15 protein-coding genes are annotated in these 15,679 nt (G+C 66.2%); 7 read left to right on the forward strand and 8 right to left on the reverse strand.

Going from position 1 to position 15,679, the window contains the following annotated elements:
* The first annotated feature begins 161 nt into the window (after window positions 1-161).
* Window positions 162-1,310 (forward strand): ABC transporter substrate-binding protein, encoded by a 1,149-nt coding sequence (locus tag TSA1_RS25985; protein WP_100178813.1) that lies wholly within the window; start codon window positions 162-164, stop codon window positions 1,308-1,310.
* Between the two features lie 53 nt (window positions 1,311-1,363).
* On the forward strand, window positions 1,364-2,548 hold the full coding sequence (locus tag TSA1_RS25990) for a cytochrome P450 (RefSeq protein WP_100178814.1): 1,185 nt from the start codon (window positions 1,364-1,366) through the stop codon (window positions 2,546-2,548).
* Between the two features lie 49 nt (window positions 2,549-2,597).
* Here the strand turns inward: TSA1_RS25990 and TSA1_RS25995 are convergent, their stop codons facing one another.
* A complete protein-coding gene (locus TSA1_RS25995; protein ID WP_100178815.1) occupies window positions 2,598-3,389 on the reverse strand; it encodes a DNA-binding transcriptional regulator in 792 nt (263 codons plus the stop codon).
* A gap of 144 nt (window positions 3,390-3,533) precedes the next feature.
* Here TSA1_RS25995 and TSA1_RS26000 point away from each other — a divergent pair, with 144 nt between their 5' ends.
* A complete protein-coding gene (locus TSA1_RS26000) occupies window positions 3,534-4,517 on the forward strand; it encodes a VOC family protein (protein ID WP_174719077.1) in 984 nt (327 codons plus the stop codon).
* A gap of 44 nt (window positions 4,518-4,561) precedes the next feature.
* Window positions 4,562-5,524, forward strand: coding sequence for an MBL fold metallo-hydrolase (locus TSA1_RS26005; RefSeq protein ID WP_100178816.1), 963 nt, complete (start codon window positions 4,562-4,564; stop codon window positions 5,522-5,524).
* Window positions 5,525-5,538: 14 nt separating this feature from the next.
* Here the strand turns inward: TSA1_RS26005 and TSA1_RS26010 are convergent, their stop codons facing one another.
* Complete coding sequence (locus tag TSA1_RS26010) at window positions 5,539-6,201, reverse strand: response regulator (RefSeq protein WP_100178817.1); 663 nt, start codon at window positions 6,199-6,201, stop codon at window positions 5,539-5,541.
* A complete protein-coding gene (locus TSA1_RS26015) occupies window positions 6,198-7,580 on the reverse strand; it encodes a sensor histidine kinase (RefSeq protein WP_100178818.1) in 1,383 nt (460 codons plus the stop codon). The genes TSA1_RS26010 and TSA1_RS26015 overlap by 4 nt, the downstream gene beginning before the upstream one ends.
* A 193-nt stretch (window positions 7,581-7,773) precedes the next feature.
* Here TSA1_RS26015 and TSA1_RS26020 point away from each other — a divergent pair, with 193 nt between their 5' ends.
* Window positions 7,774-8,667 (forward strand): DUF3280 domain-containing protein, encoded by an 894-nt coding sequence (locus tag TSA1_RS26020; protein WP_100178819.1) that lies wholly within the window; start codon window positions 7,774-7,776, stop codon window positions 8,665-8,667.
* On the opposite strand, the gene TSA1_RS26025 is transcribed toward TSA1_RS26020, so the two are convergent.
* From TSA1_RS26025 to TSA1_RS26035, 3 genes are read right to left on the reverse strand one after another with little or no spacing between them, the layout of a single operon-like run.
* Complete coding sequence (locus TSA1_RS26025) at window positions 8,657-9,688, reverse strand: L-idonate 5-dehydrogenase (protein ID WP_100178820.1); 1,032 nt, start codon at window positions 9,686-9,688, stop codon at window positions 8,657-8,659. The genes TSA1_RS26020 and TSA1_RS26025 overlap by 11 nt on opposite strands.
* A 23-nt stretch (window positions 9,689-9,711) precedes the next feature.
* The gene (locus TSA1_RS26030) at window positions 9,712-10,479 is read right to left on the reverse strand and encodes an SDR family oxidoreductase (protein ID WP_100178821.1); all 768 of its coding nucleotides are present in this window, start codon (window positions 10,477-10,479) and stop codon (window positions 9,712-9,714) included.
* 12 nt (window positions 10,480-10,491) lie between these two features.
* On the reverse strand, window positions 10,492-11,691 hold the full coding sequence (locus TSA1_RS26035) for a mandelate racemase/muconate lactonizing enzyme family protein (RefSeq protein WP_174719078.1): 1,200 nt from the start codon (window positions 11,689-11,691) through the stop codon (window positions 10,492-10,494).
* Between the two features lie 178 nt (window positions 11,692-11,869).
* Here TSA1_RS26035 and TSA1_RS26040 point away from each other — a divergent pair, with 178 nt between their 5' ends.
* Together TSA1_RS26040 and TSA1_RS26045 are read left to right on the forward strand one after the other, a co-directional pair.
* On the forward strand, window positions 11,870-12,637 hold the full coding sequence (locus TSA1_RS26040; protein WP_100178823.1) for a GntR family transcriptional regulator: 768 nt from the start codon (window positions 11,870-11,872) through the stop codon (window positions 12,635-12,637).
* Window positions 12,638-12,659: 22 nt separating this feature from the next.
* Window positions 12,660-14,024 carry an MFS transporter gene (locus TSA1_RS26045; protein WP_100178824.1) on the forward strand — a complete coding sequence of 455 codons (1,365 nt, stop codon included), beginning with the start codon at window positions 12,660-12,662 and terminating at the stop codon, window positions 14,022-14,024.
* Window positions 14,025-14,091: 67 nt separating this feature from the next.
* On the opposite strand, the gene TSA1_RS26050 is transcribed toward TSA1_RS26045, so the two are convergent.
* Both TSA1_RS26050 and TSA1_RS26055 read right to left on the reverse strand, forming a co-directional pair.
* Window positions 14,092-14,328 carry a hypothetical protein gene (locus TSA1_RS26050; RefSeq protein WP_100178825.1) on the reverse strand — a complete coding sequence of 79 codons (237 nt, stop codon included), beginning with the start codon at window positions 14,326-14,328 and terminating at the stop codon, window positions 14,092-14,094.
* Between the two features lie 97 nt (window positions 14,329-14,425).
* On the reverse strand, window positions 14,426-15,676 hold the full coding sequence (locus TSA1_RS26055; protein ID WP_174719079.1) for an arsenic transporter: 1,251 nt from the start codon (window positions 15,674-15,676) through the stop codon (window positions 14,426-14,428).
* Window positions 15,677-15,679: the final 3 nt, after the last annotated feature.

A 15,679-nucleotide genomic window follows, 5' to 3' on the forward strand; every position in this document is an offset into this window, starting at 1 on the left:
GCCAAGTGTCCGCCCAGCGGACGACGACGGGCTGCACACCCATCCTGTCCGCCAGCCGGACATTTCGGCAATTGCGCTGTTTCGGACAGGTTCGGCCTGGCTACCTAGGCGCAGGAAAAAAAGTGCAGGTTGTCGATCGAGGCAGCCGCGGAGGAACGACGATGCTGAAATGCGCGGGAGCGGCGTTGCTTGCGATCCGACTGTTGGTGATGCCGGCTCAGGCCGCAGACATCAACGTCGGAATCCTGCTGTCGGCGACTGGCCCGGCCGCGGCGATCGGGAATGCCGAGCGCAACGGGACCAGCTTCGGTGCGACCGAGATTGCGGGCCACAAGGTCAACTATCTGTTTCTCGACGAAGCCTCGGACAGCACCGCGGCGGTCGCGGCGCTGCGGAAATTGTTCCAGGGCAGCCAGATCGACATCCTCGTCGGTCCGACCACGACGCCGGGATCCTTTGCCGTGATCGATCCCGCGGTCGAATACCGCCTTCCTGTCATCACCCTGGCGCCCGTCAACGCGCTGGTCGCGCCGGTCGATGCGCGCAAGCGCTGGATCTTCAAGACGACCACCAACGACGATCACGAGGCGACGCCGTTGTTCGCGCACATGAAGACGAACGGGGTCAAGACGCTCGCCCTGATCGGCTTCGGCGATTCCTACGGTGATGCCTGGAGCAAGGTCGGCGCGGACATGTCTGCGGCCAATGGCATCAAGCTTGTGGCCGACGAGAAATATGCACGCACCGACACCACCGTCAGCGGGCAGGTGCTCAAGATCGTTGCCGCCAATCCCGACGCCGTTCTCATTGCAGCCTCCGGCGCGCCCGCGGCGCTACCACTGCTTCAACTTCGCGAGAAGGGATATGAAGGCAAGGTGTACGGCACGCTCGGTGCGACTTTCGGCGATTTTCGCAAGCTGACCGGAGCTCAGGGCGACGGGATCTTCGTGCCGCTGAGCCCGGCGGTGGGGGCTGCCTCGTTGCCGGATGAGCATCCCGCCAAGCAGGCGGCGCTGGAATTCATTCGCCGCTACGAGGCCAAGTTCGGGCCGGGAAGCCGCAATATCTTTGCGGGCTCAGCCTATGACGCGTTGCTTCTGATCGAGCGCGCCGCGCCCGCGGCGCTCAAGGCGGGAGAGCCCGGGACCGCCGAATTCCGGGAAGGACTCCGCAGTGCCATCGAAGGGCTGAAGGGCGTGGCCGGTTCGCGTGGCGTCTACAACTACGGAGCCAACGACCACACCGGCCTCGACCAGAGCGCGCTGACGCTCGGCCGGCTCGAGAAGAGCGAATGGGTGGCCGTGCCCTGAGCGGTGCGCTTGAGGCGGGCGGGCGTGCTCTTGGCGGATTCGGAGAATAGAGGATGACGGCCGCTCCCGGACAACCGGTCTATGACGTCGATCTCTACAGCGACGAGGTCTTGCGTGACCCATACCCGCATTATCGCGCCTTGCGCGAACTGGGCGCCGTGGTCTGGCTGCCTCGAAACGGGCTCCATGCGGTCGCGCGGTTCGACGACGTCCGTGCAGCGTTGCGGAATCCAGCAGTGTTCTCGTCGGCCCAAGGGGTCGCCGCGAACGATCACGTCAACGAGATCTCGCGAGGCACGACGCTGGCGAGCGATGCGCCCCTGCACGATCGGCTGCGTACAATCATCGCGGCCCCCTTGCTGCCGCGGGCGCTGCAGGACATCGCACCGCAGATCAGGGCGGAGGCCGGCCTGCTGATCGACGATCTCGTCGCCCGAGGCGAGTTCGACGCGGTCACCGACCTGGCTCAGTATCTCCCCCTGACGATCGTCTCCAAGCTCGTGGGTCTGGAGGATTACGGCCGCGACAGCATGTTGCGATGGGCTGCGGCGACCTTCAACGTGCTGGGCGGCATGAATGCACGGGCGTGCGCGGCGCTGAAAGACGTTCAGGAAATGCGAGCCTATCTCGGCGGAGAGGAGATCAGGACGCGGCTGCGGCCCGGCAGTTGGGGTGACCGGATATTTGCAGCGGCGGATCGGGGCGAGGTCGAGGCTGAGCGCTGTCCGGTGCTGATGCGGGATTATCTCGGACCGAGCCTTGATACGACCATCTTCGCAACGGCCAACCTCATCCTGCTGTTCGGTCGGCATCCCGACCAATGGGAGCTCGTCCGCAACGATCCGGCCCTGATCCCTAACGCGATCAACGAGGCGTTGCGGCTGGAATCGCCGGTCCGCGGGTTTACACGGCACCTCGTGGCCGATGCGACCATTGGCGATCTGGCCGTCCCGCGCAACAGCAGGGTGCTGCTGCTCTACGCCTCAGCCAATCGCGACGAGCGAAAGTGGCAGGATCCCGAGCGATTCGACGTGAAGCGCCGCGCCAACAATCATCTCGGATTCGGCAACGGCACGCATATGTGCGCAGGCCTGCATCTGGCCCGGCTGGAGATGACGGCGCTGCTGGAGGGTCTCGTTGAACGCGTCGCCGGCTTCGAGCTTGGCGAGCCCGTGCTCGCGCTCAACAACGTGCTGCGCGGTCTGGCGTCTCTCCCGGTCCGGGTGACGCGCGCGTAGCTGCCGGCGGGCGCCGTTGTCGCACCCGTAACCAGCGTGAGGCTTGGAGTCAGGCCCCGACGTCGATGGCTGCTGCGGCGCTGCGTATCGGATCGACGAAGCTGGCGATGGCCTCCTCGATCCCCAGCGCCGAGCGAATCCAGATGATGGAGATGCAGCCGAACACGGCATCGTTGCGCACGATGGGCACGGCGATCGACGCCGTCTTGGGATTGAATTCGCCCTCGCTGCGGATCGCATAGCCGCGGGCCTGCGTCTCGGCGATCATGCGGTCGAGGCGGGCTTCGTCGAGAAAGGGGCGGTCATCGGCCTCGTCGATGCGGCGCAAGTGATTGAGAATCAGTTCTCGCTCATGGGCTGGGCAAGCGGCGAGATAGGCGCGGCCCGCTGACGTCCGGAGCATCGGCAGGCGTTTGCCGATCATGCCGCGGTCGATCGAGAGCGGGCTGCGCGCGTGGGTGGTCTCCTGCACGACCATCGCGGCGTTCTCGTAAGTGGAGAGATCGACCGGCCAGACCAGGGTCTTGCTGAGCTCGGCGAGATAGGGCGCCGCCGCCTGGCAGATCACCACGCCGGGATCGTAGCCGTCGCCGAGGCTCAGCGCGCGCCGGGTGACGCGAAAACGGTCGTCGCTGGCGCTGCGGGCGATATAGCCGAGTTCCTCGAGGGTTTCGAGCAGGCGGTAGACGGTGGGGCGGGGCAGGTCGAGCGCGCGGGCGACGTCGCCGGCACGGATGCCGCCCGAGCGGTTGACCTCCCGCAGCACGTCGAGCCCGCGCTTGAAGGCGCGGACGCCTTCCGACTGCCGGGGGACAGCCTTGTCCGTCCGCTCCTTGGACACTTCGCATTTCCTCCCTTGTGGCGCACGGTCCCGCGATTATCGTTGCGAACGCGAAGCGATTGCGGAAGGCTACGTTAAGATCGCGCGCGGCCGGTATCAAGTTCGCCGTATTGCGGCACACGCGATGCCTTCGGGAGGTCGTCGATGGAAATCACTGCGCTCGGCTATATCGGGATCAACTCATCGCAGCTCGACCAGTGGGGGCAGATGGCGACAGGGCTGCTCGGCATGCAGCAGGTCGATCGCGGCGGCAAGATGCGCGCCTTCCGCATGGACGATCGCAAGCAGCGGCTGATTGTCGACGGCAGCAGCGACGCAGGCCTTGCGGTGATGGGATGGGAGGTTCCGTCCACGGCAGAGCTGGATCAGTTGGCGGGACGGCTCGAAAGCCACGGTGTCAAGGTGACGCGCGGCTCGCGCGCGCTGGCCGATGAACGACATGTGGCCGAGCTGATCGCGTTCACTGACCCCGCCGGCAACCGGCTCGAGGCCTTCTGCAAGCCGGAGCTTGCGAGCGAGCCATTCAAGCCGGGGCGGCCGATCTCCGGCTTTCGCACCGGCGCGCTCGGCATGGGGCATGTCGTGCTCAACGTGGAGAATGTCGAACTGCTGTTGCCGTTCTACCGCGACGTGCTCGGCTTCCACGTCTCGGATTTTGGACTGAAGCCCTATGGGCTTTATTTCTTCCACGTCAACGGCCGCCACCACAGCTTTGCGATGGTCGGCTCGGGGCGCAAGGCGATGCATCACTTCATGGTCGAGCTCGGCAGCCTCGACGATGTCGGCCAAGGCTACGACCTCGCGCAGCTGGACGAGGGCCGTATCGCCTATACGCTGGGCCGGCACACCAACGACCACATGACCTCGTTCTACGTGAACACGCCGTCGGGGTTCTTCATCGAATATGGCTGGGGCGCGCGCGTGATCGATCCCGAGACCTGGCAACCGCATGAGACGTTCGATGGGCCGTCGCTGTGGGGCCACGAGCGTCTCCATATGCCGGAAGAGCAGCGCAAGCGCCTGCGCGACATGCGGCTCGATGCAGCAGCGCGCGGCGTGCGCGTCGCCGATCCCCGCGTGCCGCCGCTCAACTGCGCGTGGCTGGACTCCGTCGTCGCGCGCGAATGATCCGCGGCCGCGCGGCAAAAATCTGACGCTCAGGGAAGGACACTATGCTCAAGACTGTATTGCGGGCAGGCTTCGCGCTGCTCGCGCTGACGACGGTTGCCTCGGCCGAACAGATCAAGGTGACGCTGCTCGGCACCGGCGTGCCGACCCCGCGGCCGACCAGCTTCAGCGCCTCGACGCTGGTGGAGGTGGGGAACGAGAAGCTGCTGTTCGACCTTGGCCGCGGCTCGACCATGCAGCTCTACAAGCTGAAGATCCCGCTCGGCGCGATCACCGCGAATTTCATCACCCACATGCATTCCGACCACCTCATCGGTCTCCCCGACATGTGGCTGACGGGCTGGCTCGCCACGCCGTGGGCATCCCGCAAAGGACCAATGAAGCTCTACGGGCCCAAGGGTACGGTCGCGATGACAGAGAACCTGACCAGGGCCTTCGCCGACGACATCCGCATTCGTATCGATGACGAACACCTCGATCCCGAGGCGATCAGATTTGCCGCAAAGGATATCGAGGCCGGGACCGTCTACGACAACAACGGCGTCAAAGTCACCGCGATCGAGGTCGATCACGGCGAGAAGATCAAGCCGTCGTTCGGTTACGTCGTCGAGTATGGCGGGCACAAGGTTGTGCTGTCCGGCGACACCAAATACGACGAGCGGATCGCGAAGGCGGCCGAAGGTGCCGATCTGCTGATCCACGAGGTCGCGGTGATCGAGCCCGAGTTGCTGGTCAAGAATCCAGTCTACAAGGACATCCAGGCGCACCACACCTCGCCCGAGGAGGCCGGCCGGATCTTTGCGTTCGCCAAGCCAAAACTCGCCGTTTACTCCCACATCGTGTTCGGCACCGTGAAGCCCGTGCCTGACATTCCGGAGGAGCCGCTGATCCTGCGCACCCGCACGGGCTACAAGGGACCTCTGCTCGTCGGCCGCGACATGATGTCGTTTGTGATCGGCGACACGGTTGAGGCGTTTGGGCCTGATGGAACGAAGCTTGCGCCTTAGCGGCAGGTGAGCGATCAGGCCTCGCCGAGATCGGGCTCGGTCAACAGTCCCTGGCGCAGCGCGAGGCGGACCAGTTCGATGTCGGAGCCGACGCCGAGCTTGTCCTTGATCAGCGAATGCAGGTTCGCCACCGTCTTCGGGCTGACATGCAGCGTTTCGGCGATCTCGTCCGTCGTCCGCTCGGCGAGCAGCAGCCGCATCACCTCGAACTCGCGCGCGGTGAGGACGTCGGCGGCCGAGCTTTCGCCGCCGAGCCGGCTCAGCGCGAGCTCGTGGTCGATGTCGGGGCTGATGGCGATCTTGCCGGCGAGCACGTCCATCACCGCCCGCACCAGCGTCTCGGGCGGGCTGGTCTTGGTGACGTAACCCCTGGCGCCGGCGCGGATCGCCTGCACGGCAAAGCCCGCATTCTGGTGCATGGTGAAGATCAGGATCCTCGCGCCCTTGTCCCATTGCCTGATGCGGCGGACGGCTTCGATGCCGCCGATGCCGGGCATGCTCAGGTCCATGATGACGAGATCGGGCGCCTCGGATTTGTACAGCCGGTAGGCCTCCGCGCCGTCGGCCGCCTCGGCGATCACGCGCAGGCCCGGCTGCTTCTGCAGCACGGAGCGATAACCCTCGCGGACCACGGAATGGTCGTCGACCAGCAGGATGGACGCATCGGCCGCGCTCATGCCGCATGCTCCAGCAGCTGCCGCTCGCCGGCGGCGAGCGGGATGACGACGCGCAGCGCCGAGCCGCCGTGGGGATCGACCTCGAAGCTCATCCGGCCGCGCAAGGCCGCAACGCGCTCACGCATGCCGAGCAGGCCCATGCCGGATTTGCCGGAGGCATCGCTGGGCGGACCGTCGTCGTCGATGGCGAGCGCGATCTCGTCCGCGGCCATCGTCAAATGCACGCCGACCCTGGTGGCGCCGGCGTGCTTGGCGGCATTGGTCAGCGCCTCCTGCACGATGCGGTAGAGATTGGCGCTGATCGCGGCGGGCAGGGTCTCGAAGGCGCCGTCGAACTGGATCGTGAAGCGCGTCTCGCCGCGGCTGCGTCCGTTCCAGCCCGCGACCAGGCCTTCCAGGCTGGCAACGAGGCCGAGCTCCTCGACATCGGGCGGGCGCAGCCGAAACAGCGCGCCGCGCAGCGTCTCCATCATACCGGTCGCGGTCCGCGCGATGCCGTCGCATTCCGAAAGCAAGGCAGGGCAGTCCTGCACGGCGGTCTGGCGGGCGGAGGAGGCGAGGGCGCGGATCGCGGCCAGCGACTGGCCGAACTCGTCGTGCAGCTCGCGCGCGAGATGACGGCGCTCGTCGTCCTGCAGTGCGATCAGCTTGCGCGTCAGCTCGCTGCGTTCGGCCAGCGCGGTGTCCAGGCTTTCGGCGAGATGGTTGAAGCCGTCGCGGATCGCGGAGAGCTCGGCGAGGTCGAACGGCGGCAGCCGCGCCGAGAGGTCGTTGGCCGCGATTCGCTCGAGGCCGGTGCAGATCAGGCGGGTCGGGCGCAGCGCGCGCGCCAGCGCGGCGTAGACCAAGAGGCACAGCAGCGGCAGCGCGATCGCAAGCGCGATCATCAGGCGGCCGGCCTCATGCCAGGCCTCCGCCGTCTGCACCGCCGGATCGACCGAGACCACGGTCTCGCCGAGCCTGGTGCCGCGCACGGTCACAGGCCGTGCCGCCTCGCGGCCGGGGTCGAACAGGCTGCGATAGAACGCGGTAAAGGCCTGCGGCGGCGGGCTTGCGGGGGCAGGCGCGCCGCTGCAGAACCGCTGCAGCATCTCGCCGCTCTCGCCGCGGAATGCGAGACAAAGGCCCGGGGTCATCACATAGGCGGCGACGGGGTCGAGGTTGGGAAAGTCGCGCGGGCCGGCCGCCCACTGGATCTTGCCCTGCTGCAGCTCCAGCGACTTCGCCACGATCGCGGCAATGCCGTCGAGGCGCGCATGGGCCTCGCGGTCGGCGGCGATCAGGAGATAGGCGGAGATTGCGGCGAAGCAGGCCGCCGTGATCGCGGCCACGCGCAACGTCAGCCGGACCTTGAGATCGAATTTCGGGCGGTTCCGCATCTGAAGGATACCTTGCGCGAACGAGCTTGTCGCTTCCGTATTAAACGGCAGAACGCCGGCCGCGGAAAGCGTTAGGCGTTACCGCAGTGCAATGGCGTGAGATTTTCCCGGCGCTTGCCGGGACCGCCGCCGTTGCAGGGCCGAAGGCTGCCGCCGAAATTTGCGGACCACTCGATCCAGCAAGGCTTCGCTCATGCACCTCTCCCGGTTGATTCTCCCTGCTTTTCTCCTGGCCGTCCTTGTGGGTGTCCAGCCGGCCGCCGCAGCACCGGTCGGCGTGTCGATCGAGGATTTCCAGTATCTGGACACGTCCGGCGAGCCGGTCGACCAGACCGCCGTCCACGAGAAGCGGCTGGGTGCATTCATGGTCGCGCTGCGGCGGGACGTCGGGGCGGACCTGCGCTATCAGCTCACGCCCGCCGGGCAAGACGATGCAAAATTCAAGGTCGTCGGCGGCGTCCAGAAGACGAGCACGCTGGTGCAGTGGGCGCGCGTCGCTGTGATCGATATCGCGGCCAGGAAGGTCCTGTTCGAGAAGCTCTACACGTTCCGCGGCGACAACGACGAAGCCTGGGACCGCGCCGAAGCGTTTCTCGCCCGCGAGGTCATCGCGGCGCTCGGCACGCCTGCGCCGGTCGCGCTCGCCGTGTTTGATTTCGAGCTCGAGGACATGACGGCCGCATCGGGGAGCACCTTGGCCGCTTCAGACGCGTCGTACCTCGCCGAGACCACCGGCAGTGTGCGTGACGTGCTCGGCCAGTCCGGCCGTTACCGGATCGTCGACGTCGGTAGCGCGAGCGGCGAGGCGGCGAAGGCGCGCGCCTTACGAGACTGCGGCGGCTGCGAGGCGGCGATTGCGAAAGGGCTCGGCGCGGATCAATCGCTGATCGGGGTGGTGCGGCGGGTCAGCCGCACCGAATATACGCTCGGCTTCCAGCTGCGCGATGCCCGCACCGGCGCGGTGCTGGCGCGCGGCGACAGCGGCCTGCGCATGGGCGCGGACTATTCCTGGAAGCGCGGCGCGGTACGCCTGGTCGGCGACCGGCTGATCGAGAGCCTGCAGGCCGCCGACGCGGCTAAAAGGTGAGCTGAACCTTCATCGACTGCGAGCGGTCGCTGGCGAGCTCGAAGGCGGCGACCGCGTTCTCGAACGGCATGGTGGCCGTGATCAGCGGCTTCACGTCGATCAGGCCTTCGCCCATCAGCCGCACCGCCAGCTCGAACTCGGGATCGAAGCGGAAGGTGCCGCGGAGCTGCAATTCCTTGGCGACGATGGAGTTGATCGGCAGCGTCATCTCGCCGCCAAGGCCGAGCTGGACCAGCGTCGCGCCGGGGCGCAGCACGTCGAGCGCGGTGCGGAGCGCGGCCTGGTTGCCGGAGGCCTCGAACAGCGTGTCGAACACGCCCTTGCCGGCGCGCCACGGGTCGAGCGCCGAAGCATCGGTCGCAACATTGATGGCATGCGTCGCGCCGAGCTTCCTGGCGACCGCGAGCGGCGCCTCGGCGACGTCGGTCACCACGATCTCGGATGCACCGCCGAAGCGCGAGACCAGAATCATCAGCGCGCCGATCGGGCCGCAGCCGGTGATCAGCACGCGCTTGCCGAGCAGGGGGCCGGCCTGCTTGCCGGCGTGCAGGCACACCGCGAGCGGCTCGGCGACCGCGGCCTCCGCCAGCGACAGTCTGTCGGCGATCGGCACCGCCTGGGCTGCATCGACCGTGATGAATTCGCGAAAGCCGCCTTGCACATGGGGAAAGCGCATCGCGCTGCCGAGGAAGCGCATGTCGAGGCACTGGTTGCGCATTCCCTCCTGGCAATGCAGGCAGTGCCCGCACGGCTTGCTCGGATTGACCGCCACGCGCGTGCCCGCCTTCACGCTGCCGACGCCGTCACCGACGTCAGCCACGACGCCGGCGATCTCGTGCCCCAGCGCCATCGGCTGTTGGACACGCACGACGCCGAAACCGCCGTGATGGTAGTAGTGCAGGTCGGAGCCGCAGATGCCGCCATTGGCGATCTTGATGCGGACCTCGCCCGGGCCGGGTGCCGGATCGGGATAGCTGTCGATCCGCAAATCCTTCGGGGCGTGAATAACGACGGCGCGCATGGGCTCGTTTCCTGTTTCGCTTGTCACATCGCGGCGATCATGCCGCCATCGACATAGATGATCTGGCCGTTGACGTAGGTCGAGGCGTCGGAGGCGAGGAAGATCGCCGCGCCCACGAGCTCGTCCGGCTTGCCCCAGCGCTTGGAGGGGATGCGGCCCATCAGCCAGTTGTTGAAATCGGCGTTGTTGACCAGCGCCTCGTTCATGTCGGTCAGCATGTAGCCGGGGCCGATCGCGTTGGCCTGGATGCCGTGCTGGGCCCATTCCACCGCCATCGAGCGGGTCAGGTTCTTGATGCCGCCCTTGGCGGCGGTGTAGGGCGCGATGGTGGGGCGCGCGAGCTCGCTGCCGAGCGAGCCGATATTGATGATCTTGCCGCGCTTGCGCGGGATCATGCGCTTGCCGGCTTCGCGGCCGATCACGAAGGCGCTGGTGAGGTCGGTCTCGATCACCTTGCGCCATTCGTCGGTGGTGAACTCGACCAGCGGCTTGCGGTGCTGGATGCCGGCATTGTTGACGAGAATGTCGACGGCAATGCCTTGTCTGTCGAAGTCGTTGAATGCCGCGACGATCGCCGGCTCGTCGGTGACGTTGAAGGCCGCGCCTTCCGCCTGATGGCCGGCGGCGCGAAACTCCGCGACGGCCTGCTCGACGCGCTTGGGATCGACGCCGTTGATGATCAGCCTGGCGCCTGCCTTCGCCATGCCCTCGGCGATGGCGCGGCCGAGCCCGCGGGAGGAGCCGGTCACGAGTGCGGTGCGGCCGGACAGGTCGAACAGGGCGGTGCTCATCTCAAAAGATCCTCAAACGTTGGAGCGACGCACGGTGAGATCGGTGCGGTCGAAGACGGCGGGCAGCAGGTCGACGCCAAGACCAGGGCCCTCCATCGGGAAGACGTAGCCGTCCTTGATCACGGGCATCGTGGTGACGAGCTCATTGTACCAGCCCTTGTAGAAGGCGCGCACCGATTCCTGGATCAGCGTGTTGGGCTGGCTGAACGACATGTGGATGGCGGCGATGAAGCCGATCGGGCCGATGCAATCATGCGGCGCGAAGGGCCGGTGATAGGTCTCGGCCATCGCCGCGATCTTGCGGCCCTCGGTGAGGCCGCCGGTCCAGCACAGGTCCGCCATCACGACGTGCATGGCGTCGCGGTCCAGCATGTCCTTGTAGGGGAAACGCGAGCCCAGCGTCTCGCTGGCGCAGACCCAGACGTCGGTCGAGCGGGCGTATTCGGCCAGCGCCTGCGGCGAGTTCATGCGGATCGGGTCTTCGTACCAGGTCGGCTTGTAGGGCTCGAGCGCGCGCGCGATCTGCTTGGCGGTCGGCAGATTCCACAGCGAGTGGAGCTCGACCATGATCTCCATCTTGTCGCCGACGGCTTTGCGGATTTTCTCGAACGGCTCGATCGCCTTCTTCATCTGCGCGGCGGTGATGTAGAGGCCCTTGTTCTCCTGCGCTGCCGGATCGAACGGCCAGATCTTCATCGCGGAGATGCCGCTCTCCAGCAGGCTTTCGGCGAGCGCGTCGGCGTGGTGCATGAAGCCGTCGAGGTCTTCATAGGGACCCTTGGATGCCCCGAGATTCCAGTTGGCGACCGGGCTGATATTGGTGGAGCGGACATATTGGGTGCCGGCGCAGGTGTTGTAGATGCGTTGCTTGTCGCGGCAGAGGCCGCCGAGCATCTGGTGTACCGGCTGATTGCAGACCTTGCCGAACAGGTCCCACAGCGCGATGTCGATTGCGGACGCCGCGCGATACTCGACGCCGGTCGAGGACTGCGCCATCGGCAGGTTCAGCATGTCGCGATGGATCGCTTCGATGTGCAGGGGATTGCGGCCGAGCAGGCGGCCGGCAAACGTGTCGTGGATTTGCGCTTCGACTGCGCCTGCGCCGTAGAAGGTTTCGCCGAGACCGATCATGCCCGTGTCGGTGTGAACGCGCACCCAGATGACGTTGGAAAATTCCTCGGTGCGCAGCGTCTCGATCGACGTGATCTTCACGGCAACAATCCTCCCATCACCGGCGCCTCGCGCCTGACGTCTCATTTTGCGCTGCAACATGTTGCAGGTCGCGCGAAAGTCTTACGCCTGCTTGTAATATATCACAACATGTTTTAAGCCAGTCACAAATAAGGCGCCGCCCTGCGGGGGGACAACGCAGGCCGACGGGGAGGACAACATGGCACGGCGCAAGCGCACGCTCGAGGTGGTGAGAAACGAGGACGACGGCGAGGGCAAGCCCTCCCGCCACAACCGTCTCAACTTCTTCGAGCTGGCCTACCTGAGGATCGAAGAGCTCCTGGTTCATTGCGAGCTCAAGCCCGGCCAGTTCATGACGATGCTGGAATTGCAGCAGATCACCGGCTTCGGCCGCACGCCGGTGCATCACGCGGTCAATCGTCTCTCCGCAGATACGCTCATCATCATTCGACCGCGTCACGGTCTGCACATCGCGCCGATCGATCTTGCGCGCGAGCGCATGCTGCTCGGTCTGCGCCGCGACATGGAGCGTTTCGTGATCCGCCTTGCGGCCGATCGCGCCAGCCTCTCGCATCGCAATCAGGCCCTGCATATCGAGCGTCTCCTGCGCGAGCGCCGCGCCAGCCTGACCCTCGACGAATTCAACCACATCGACCGCCGCATCGACGCGCTGGTGCTGGAAGCCGCCGGCGAGCCGTTCCTGGTGCACACGCTGCGGCCGCTGCACACGCTGTACCGGCGCATCGGCTACATCCACCACCGCTTCATGCCGGGGCAGGCCGATCTGTCGGGCACGATCGATCGACATCTCGCCATTCTCGCCGCGGTGGCCAGCCGGCGCGTCGAGGACGCGGTGAAGGCGAGCGACGGGCTGATCGACTACATGGGCGAGATATTCACGGGCATGGAGGCGGGGATCGACCCGCGCCTGCTCGATTGCAGCATCGAGCCGCTGCTCGGCACGTAGAGTTTTGAAGAGAGGACCAAGCATGACAACGATGGCGATGCCACAACCGACCGCGAGCGAAGCTGCGGTCCGCTACCTCATCACCAACTACAGTCCCAAGGGCAACAAGGTCGGCTGGCTGATGATGGCCTCGATCCTGGTCGAAGCCTGGGACCTCTATTCGATCGCCTTCGTGCTGATCTTCATCAAGGAGCAGTACAATCCCGATCCGCTGATGCTCGGCCTTGCCGCCGCGGGCACGCAGGGCGGCGCGCTGATCGGTGCGCTGCTCGGCGGCTGGCTCTCCGACAAGATCGGCCGCCGCGTCATGTTCCTGGTGACGATGGTGATGTTCATCGTGCTGGCGCTGGCGCAGGCCTTCGTGCCCGATGTCACCTGGCTCATCGTGATCCGCTTCCTGCTCGGCATCCCGCTCGGCTCGGACATCTCGACCGGCTACACCTACATCATGGAATCCATGGCAAAGGGCGAGCGCGAGGTCATGGGCAACCGCTGGCAGTTCATGTTCGCCGTCGGCGAGGTGCTGACCATCGGCGTCATCGTGATCTTCCTGCTGCTCGACATCCACCACGAGACGCTGTGGCGCGTGACGCTCGGCCTCGGCGCGCTGCCGGCGCTGATCATCCTGGTGATGCGTCACGACGTGCCGGAGACGGCGGTGTGGCTGGTGCAGAAGGGGCGCTACCGCGAGGCCAAGCAGGTCGCGCGCGAGATGTTCAACGACAATCTCGACATGCTGCCGGACCAGGACGTGGTGGTTCCGAAGACCAGCACCCGCGCGTTCCTCGCCGACCTCAAGAAGGATCCGATCCGCTGGCGCGCCACGCTGTATGGCTGGATCGCCTGCTTTGCCCAGGCAAGCGAGTTCTCGACCTTTGCGTTCTACCTGCCGGTGCTGTTCGTGATGGTCGGCGTGTCGAGCGTGCTCGGCATCAATCTGGTGACGATGGCGCTGTTCTCCTTCGCTGCCCTGTCGGGGTGGGTTGGACCGCTGCTGACGCCGAAGATCGGCCATCGCGGCATCGCGATCGCGGGCTTCTCGATCGTGCTGGTGTCGCTCCTGGTCGCCGCGTTTGCGCTCTACACCGACAACAAGATGCTGCTGCCGTTCGCCGCCGCCGGCATGCTCTGGGGCCATTATTGGGACGCGTCGAACTGCATGACGATCCCGACCATGGTCGCCCGGCCGCAATATCGCGGCACCGCCAGCGGCTTCGCCTATATGTTCGTGAAGCTGCCGTCGTTCCTGGCGATCTTCCTGTTCCCGACGCTGTTCGCCGCGATCGGGCAGGCCAATGCCACGCTGTTCGTCGCGATCTTCCCGGTGATCGGATTGCTCGCCGCAATCTTCATCCTGCCGGAAGTCTACGGCTACGAGAACGACTGACGAAGCGCCGCCCGGTCGCGGCTACGGCCGCGATCGGGTCCCGCTTCCGGAGGTTCCTGGCCAGTGACTACGGGCTCAGGAAGACCGGATCGATTCCCATCCCGTGGCCGAGCAGGCCAAGGACCTGGAGCTGGGCGCTGTGCAGGTCGATCTCCACGATCGCAAACAGGGTCACCAGCACCACGACTGCGAGGAGCAGCAATGGGTGGGACGTTTCCGCCCGGCTCTGGCCGGGTGCGATGAAGCTCTGATACGAGCGACGCAGGGAAAAGCTCCGTGGCAACGCCTTTGACCGGAACTGCATGATGAACCTCCTTGCCGCGCCCTATGAGGTCGCGCGACAAGTTGAAGGATAGCTACTGCGACGGCGGCGGCATTGATGCGCCGCAAACACCGCGCGTTTACCGGATCGCCGCCGCCAAAGCCGCGATCAGCGCCGGCGGGGTTACCAGCATACCGAGCTTGAGGAAGGGCCAGGCGCCGACCTCGATCTTTTCCCGGCGGAGAGCGACCAGCCAGAGGATGGTGGCGAGCGATCCGGTCACCGACAGATTGGGGCCGAGATCGACGCCGATCAGGAGGGCGCTGACGACGGCCGCCGGCAGATGATCGCTGGCGGCAACCGAGCCGGCGACGAGGCCGACGGGCAGGTTGTTGGCGATGTTGTCGGCGAGCGCGGTTGCAATGCCGACGCTCCAGGCCGCCTGCGGTACCGATTGCGCCACCGCCTGATGCAGCAGCGCGCTGAGCTGCGCGATCACGCCGGTCTTGATCAGCGCCTCCACCATGACGAAGAGTCCGCCGACCAGCGGCAGCACGCTCCAGGACACGCCCCGCAGCACCGGCAATGGCGATTGCCGGCTGAGCAGCAGCACGATCACGGCCGTCACGCTGCCGCAGATGAAGGTCGGCAGGCCGAGCTGCCTGTCCAGCGCCGACGCCGTGACCAGCACGAGTCCGATCGCGACGATGCCGATGGCCGTCAGCTTGCCGCCGCGGCCGAGCCTGGGATGCGGCACGCTGCGCGCAATCGTCTCGTCCTTCAGGGCGCGGTGCTGAGTCAGGCGCAGCACGATATAGGTGAGCAGGATCGAGGCCGCCGAAGGCAGGGCGAACAGGCGCAGCCATTCCGTCAGCTGCGGCATCCGCGCGCCGAACACGACGAGATTGGCGGGGTTGGAGATCGGCAGCACGAAGCTCGCAGCATTGGCGATGAAGGCGCAGACGAACAGATAAGGCAGCGGCTTGGCGCCGGCCGCGCGCGTGGCGGCATAGACCGCGGGCGTCAGCACTATCGCGGTGGCGTCGTTGGAGAGCAGCACGGTCACGAGCGTGCCGACGAGATAGATCAGCAGAAACAGCCGTTGCGGCGAGCCGGCTGCATATTCCACCGCGAGCGCGGCGAGATAGTCGAACAGGCCCTCCAGCCGCGCCAGCTCGGCGATCAGCATCATGCCGATCAGGAAGAGGTAGACGTCGACGCCTTTTTCGATGCCGGCAAGCGCATCCCGCCACGGCAGCAGGCCTGCCAGCACCAGGGCGCTCGCGCCGATCACGGCCCAGACGGCCTCGGGCAGGCGAAACGGCCGGATGATGACGCCTGCGGTGGCGACGACAATGATGCTCCAGGCCCAGATGGCGTCAGACGGCACGTT

Source organism: Bradyrhizobium nitroreducens (assembly GCF_002776695.1).
Taxonomy (GTDB): domain Bacteria; phylum Pseudomonadota; class Alphaproteobacteria; order Rhizobiales; family Xanthobacteraceae; genus Bradyrhizobium; species Bradyrhizobium nitroreducens.

What these genes read in the sequence shown, in the direction of transcription:
- TSA1_RS25985 (WP_100178813.1), top strand. Translation starts at nt 162, where the DNA reads ATGCTGAAATGCGCGGGAGCGGCGTTGCTTGCGATCCGACTGTTGGTG.
- TSA1_RS25990 (WP_100178814.1), top strand. Translation starts at nt 1,364, where the DNA reads ATGACGGCCGCTCCCGGACAACCGGTCTATGACGTCGATCTCTACAGC.
- TSA1_RS26000 (WP_174719077.1), top strand. Translation starts at nt 3,534, where the DNA reads ATGGAAATCACTGCGCTCGGCTATATCGGGATCAACTCATCGCAGCTC.
- TSA1_RS26005 (WP_100178816.1), top strand. Translation starts at nt 4,562, where the DNA reads ATGCTCAAGACTGTATTGCGGGCAGGCTTCGCGCTGCTCGCGCTGACG.
- TSA1_RS26010 (WP_100178817.1), bottom strand. Translation starts at nt 6,201, where the DNA reads ATGAGCGCGGCCGATGCGTCCATCCTGCTGGTCGACGACCATTCCGTG.
- TSA1_RS26015 (WP_100178818.1), bottom strand. Translation starts at nt 7,580, where the DNA reads ATGCGGAACCGCCCGAAATTCGATCTCAAGGTCCGGCTGACGTTGCGC.
- TSA1_RS26020 (WP_100178819.1), top strand. Translation starts at nt 7,774, where the DNA reads ATGCACCTCTCCCGGTTGATTCTCCCTGCTTTTCTCCTGGCCGTCCTT.
- TSA1_RS26025 (WP_100178820.1), bottom strand. Translation starts at nt 9,688, where the DNA reads ATGCGCGCCGTCGTTATTCACGCCCCGAAGGATTTGCGGATCGACAGC.
- TSA1_RS26030 (WP_100178821.1), bottom strand. Translation starts at nt 10,479, where the DNA reads ATGAGCACCGCCCTGTTCGACCTGTCCGGCCGCACCGCACTCGTGACC.
- TSA1_RS26040 (WP_100178823.1), top strand. Translation starts at nt 11,870, where the DNA reads ATGGCACGGCGCAAGCGCACGCTCGAGGTGGTGAGAAACGAGGACGAC.
- TSA1_RS26045 (WP_100178824.1), top strand. Translation starts at nt 12,660, where the DNA reads ATGACAACGATGGCGATGCCACAACCGACCGCGAGCGAAGCTGCGGTC.
- TSA1_RS26050 (WP_100178825.1), bottom strand. Translation starts at nt 14,328, where the DNA reads ATGCAGTTCCGGTCAAAGGCGTTGCCACGGAGCTTTTCCCTGCGTCGC.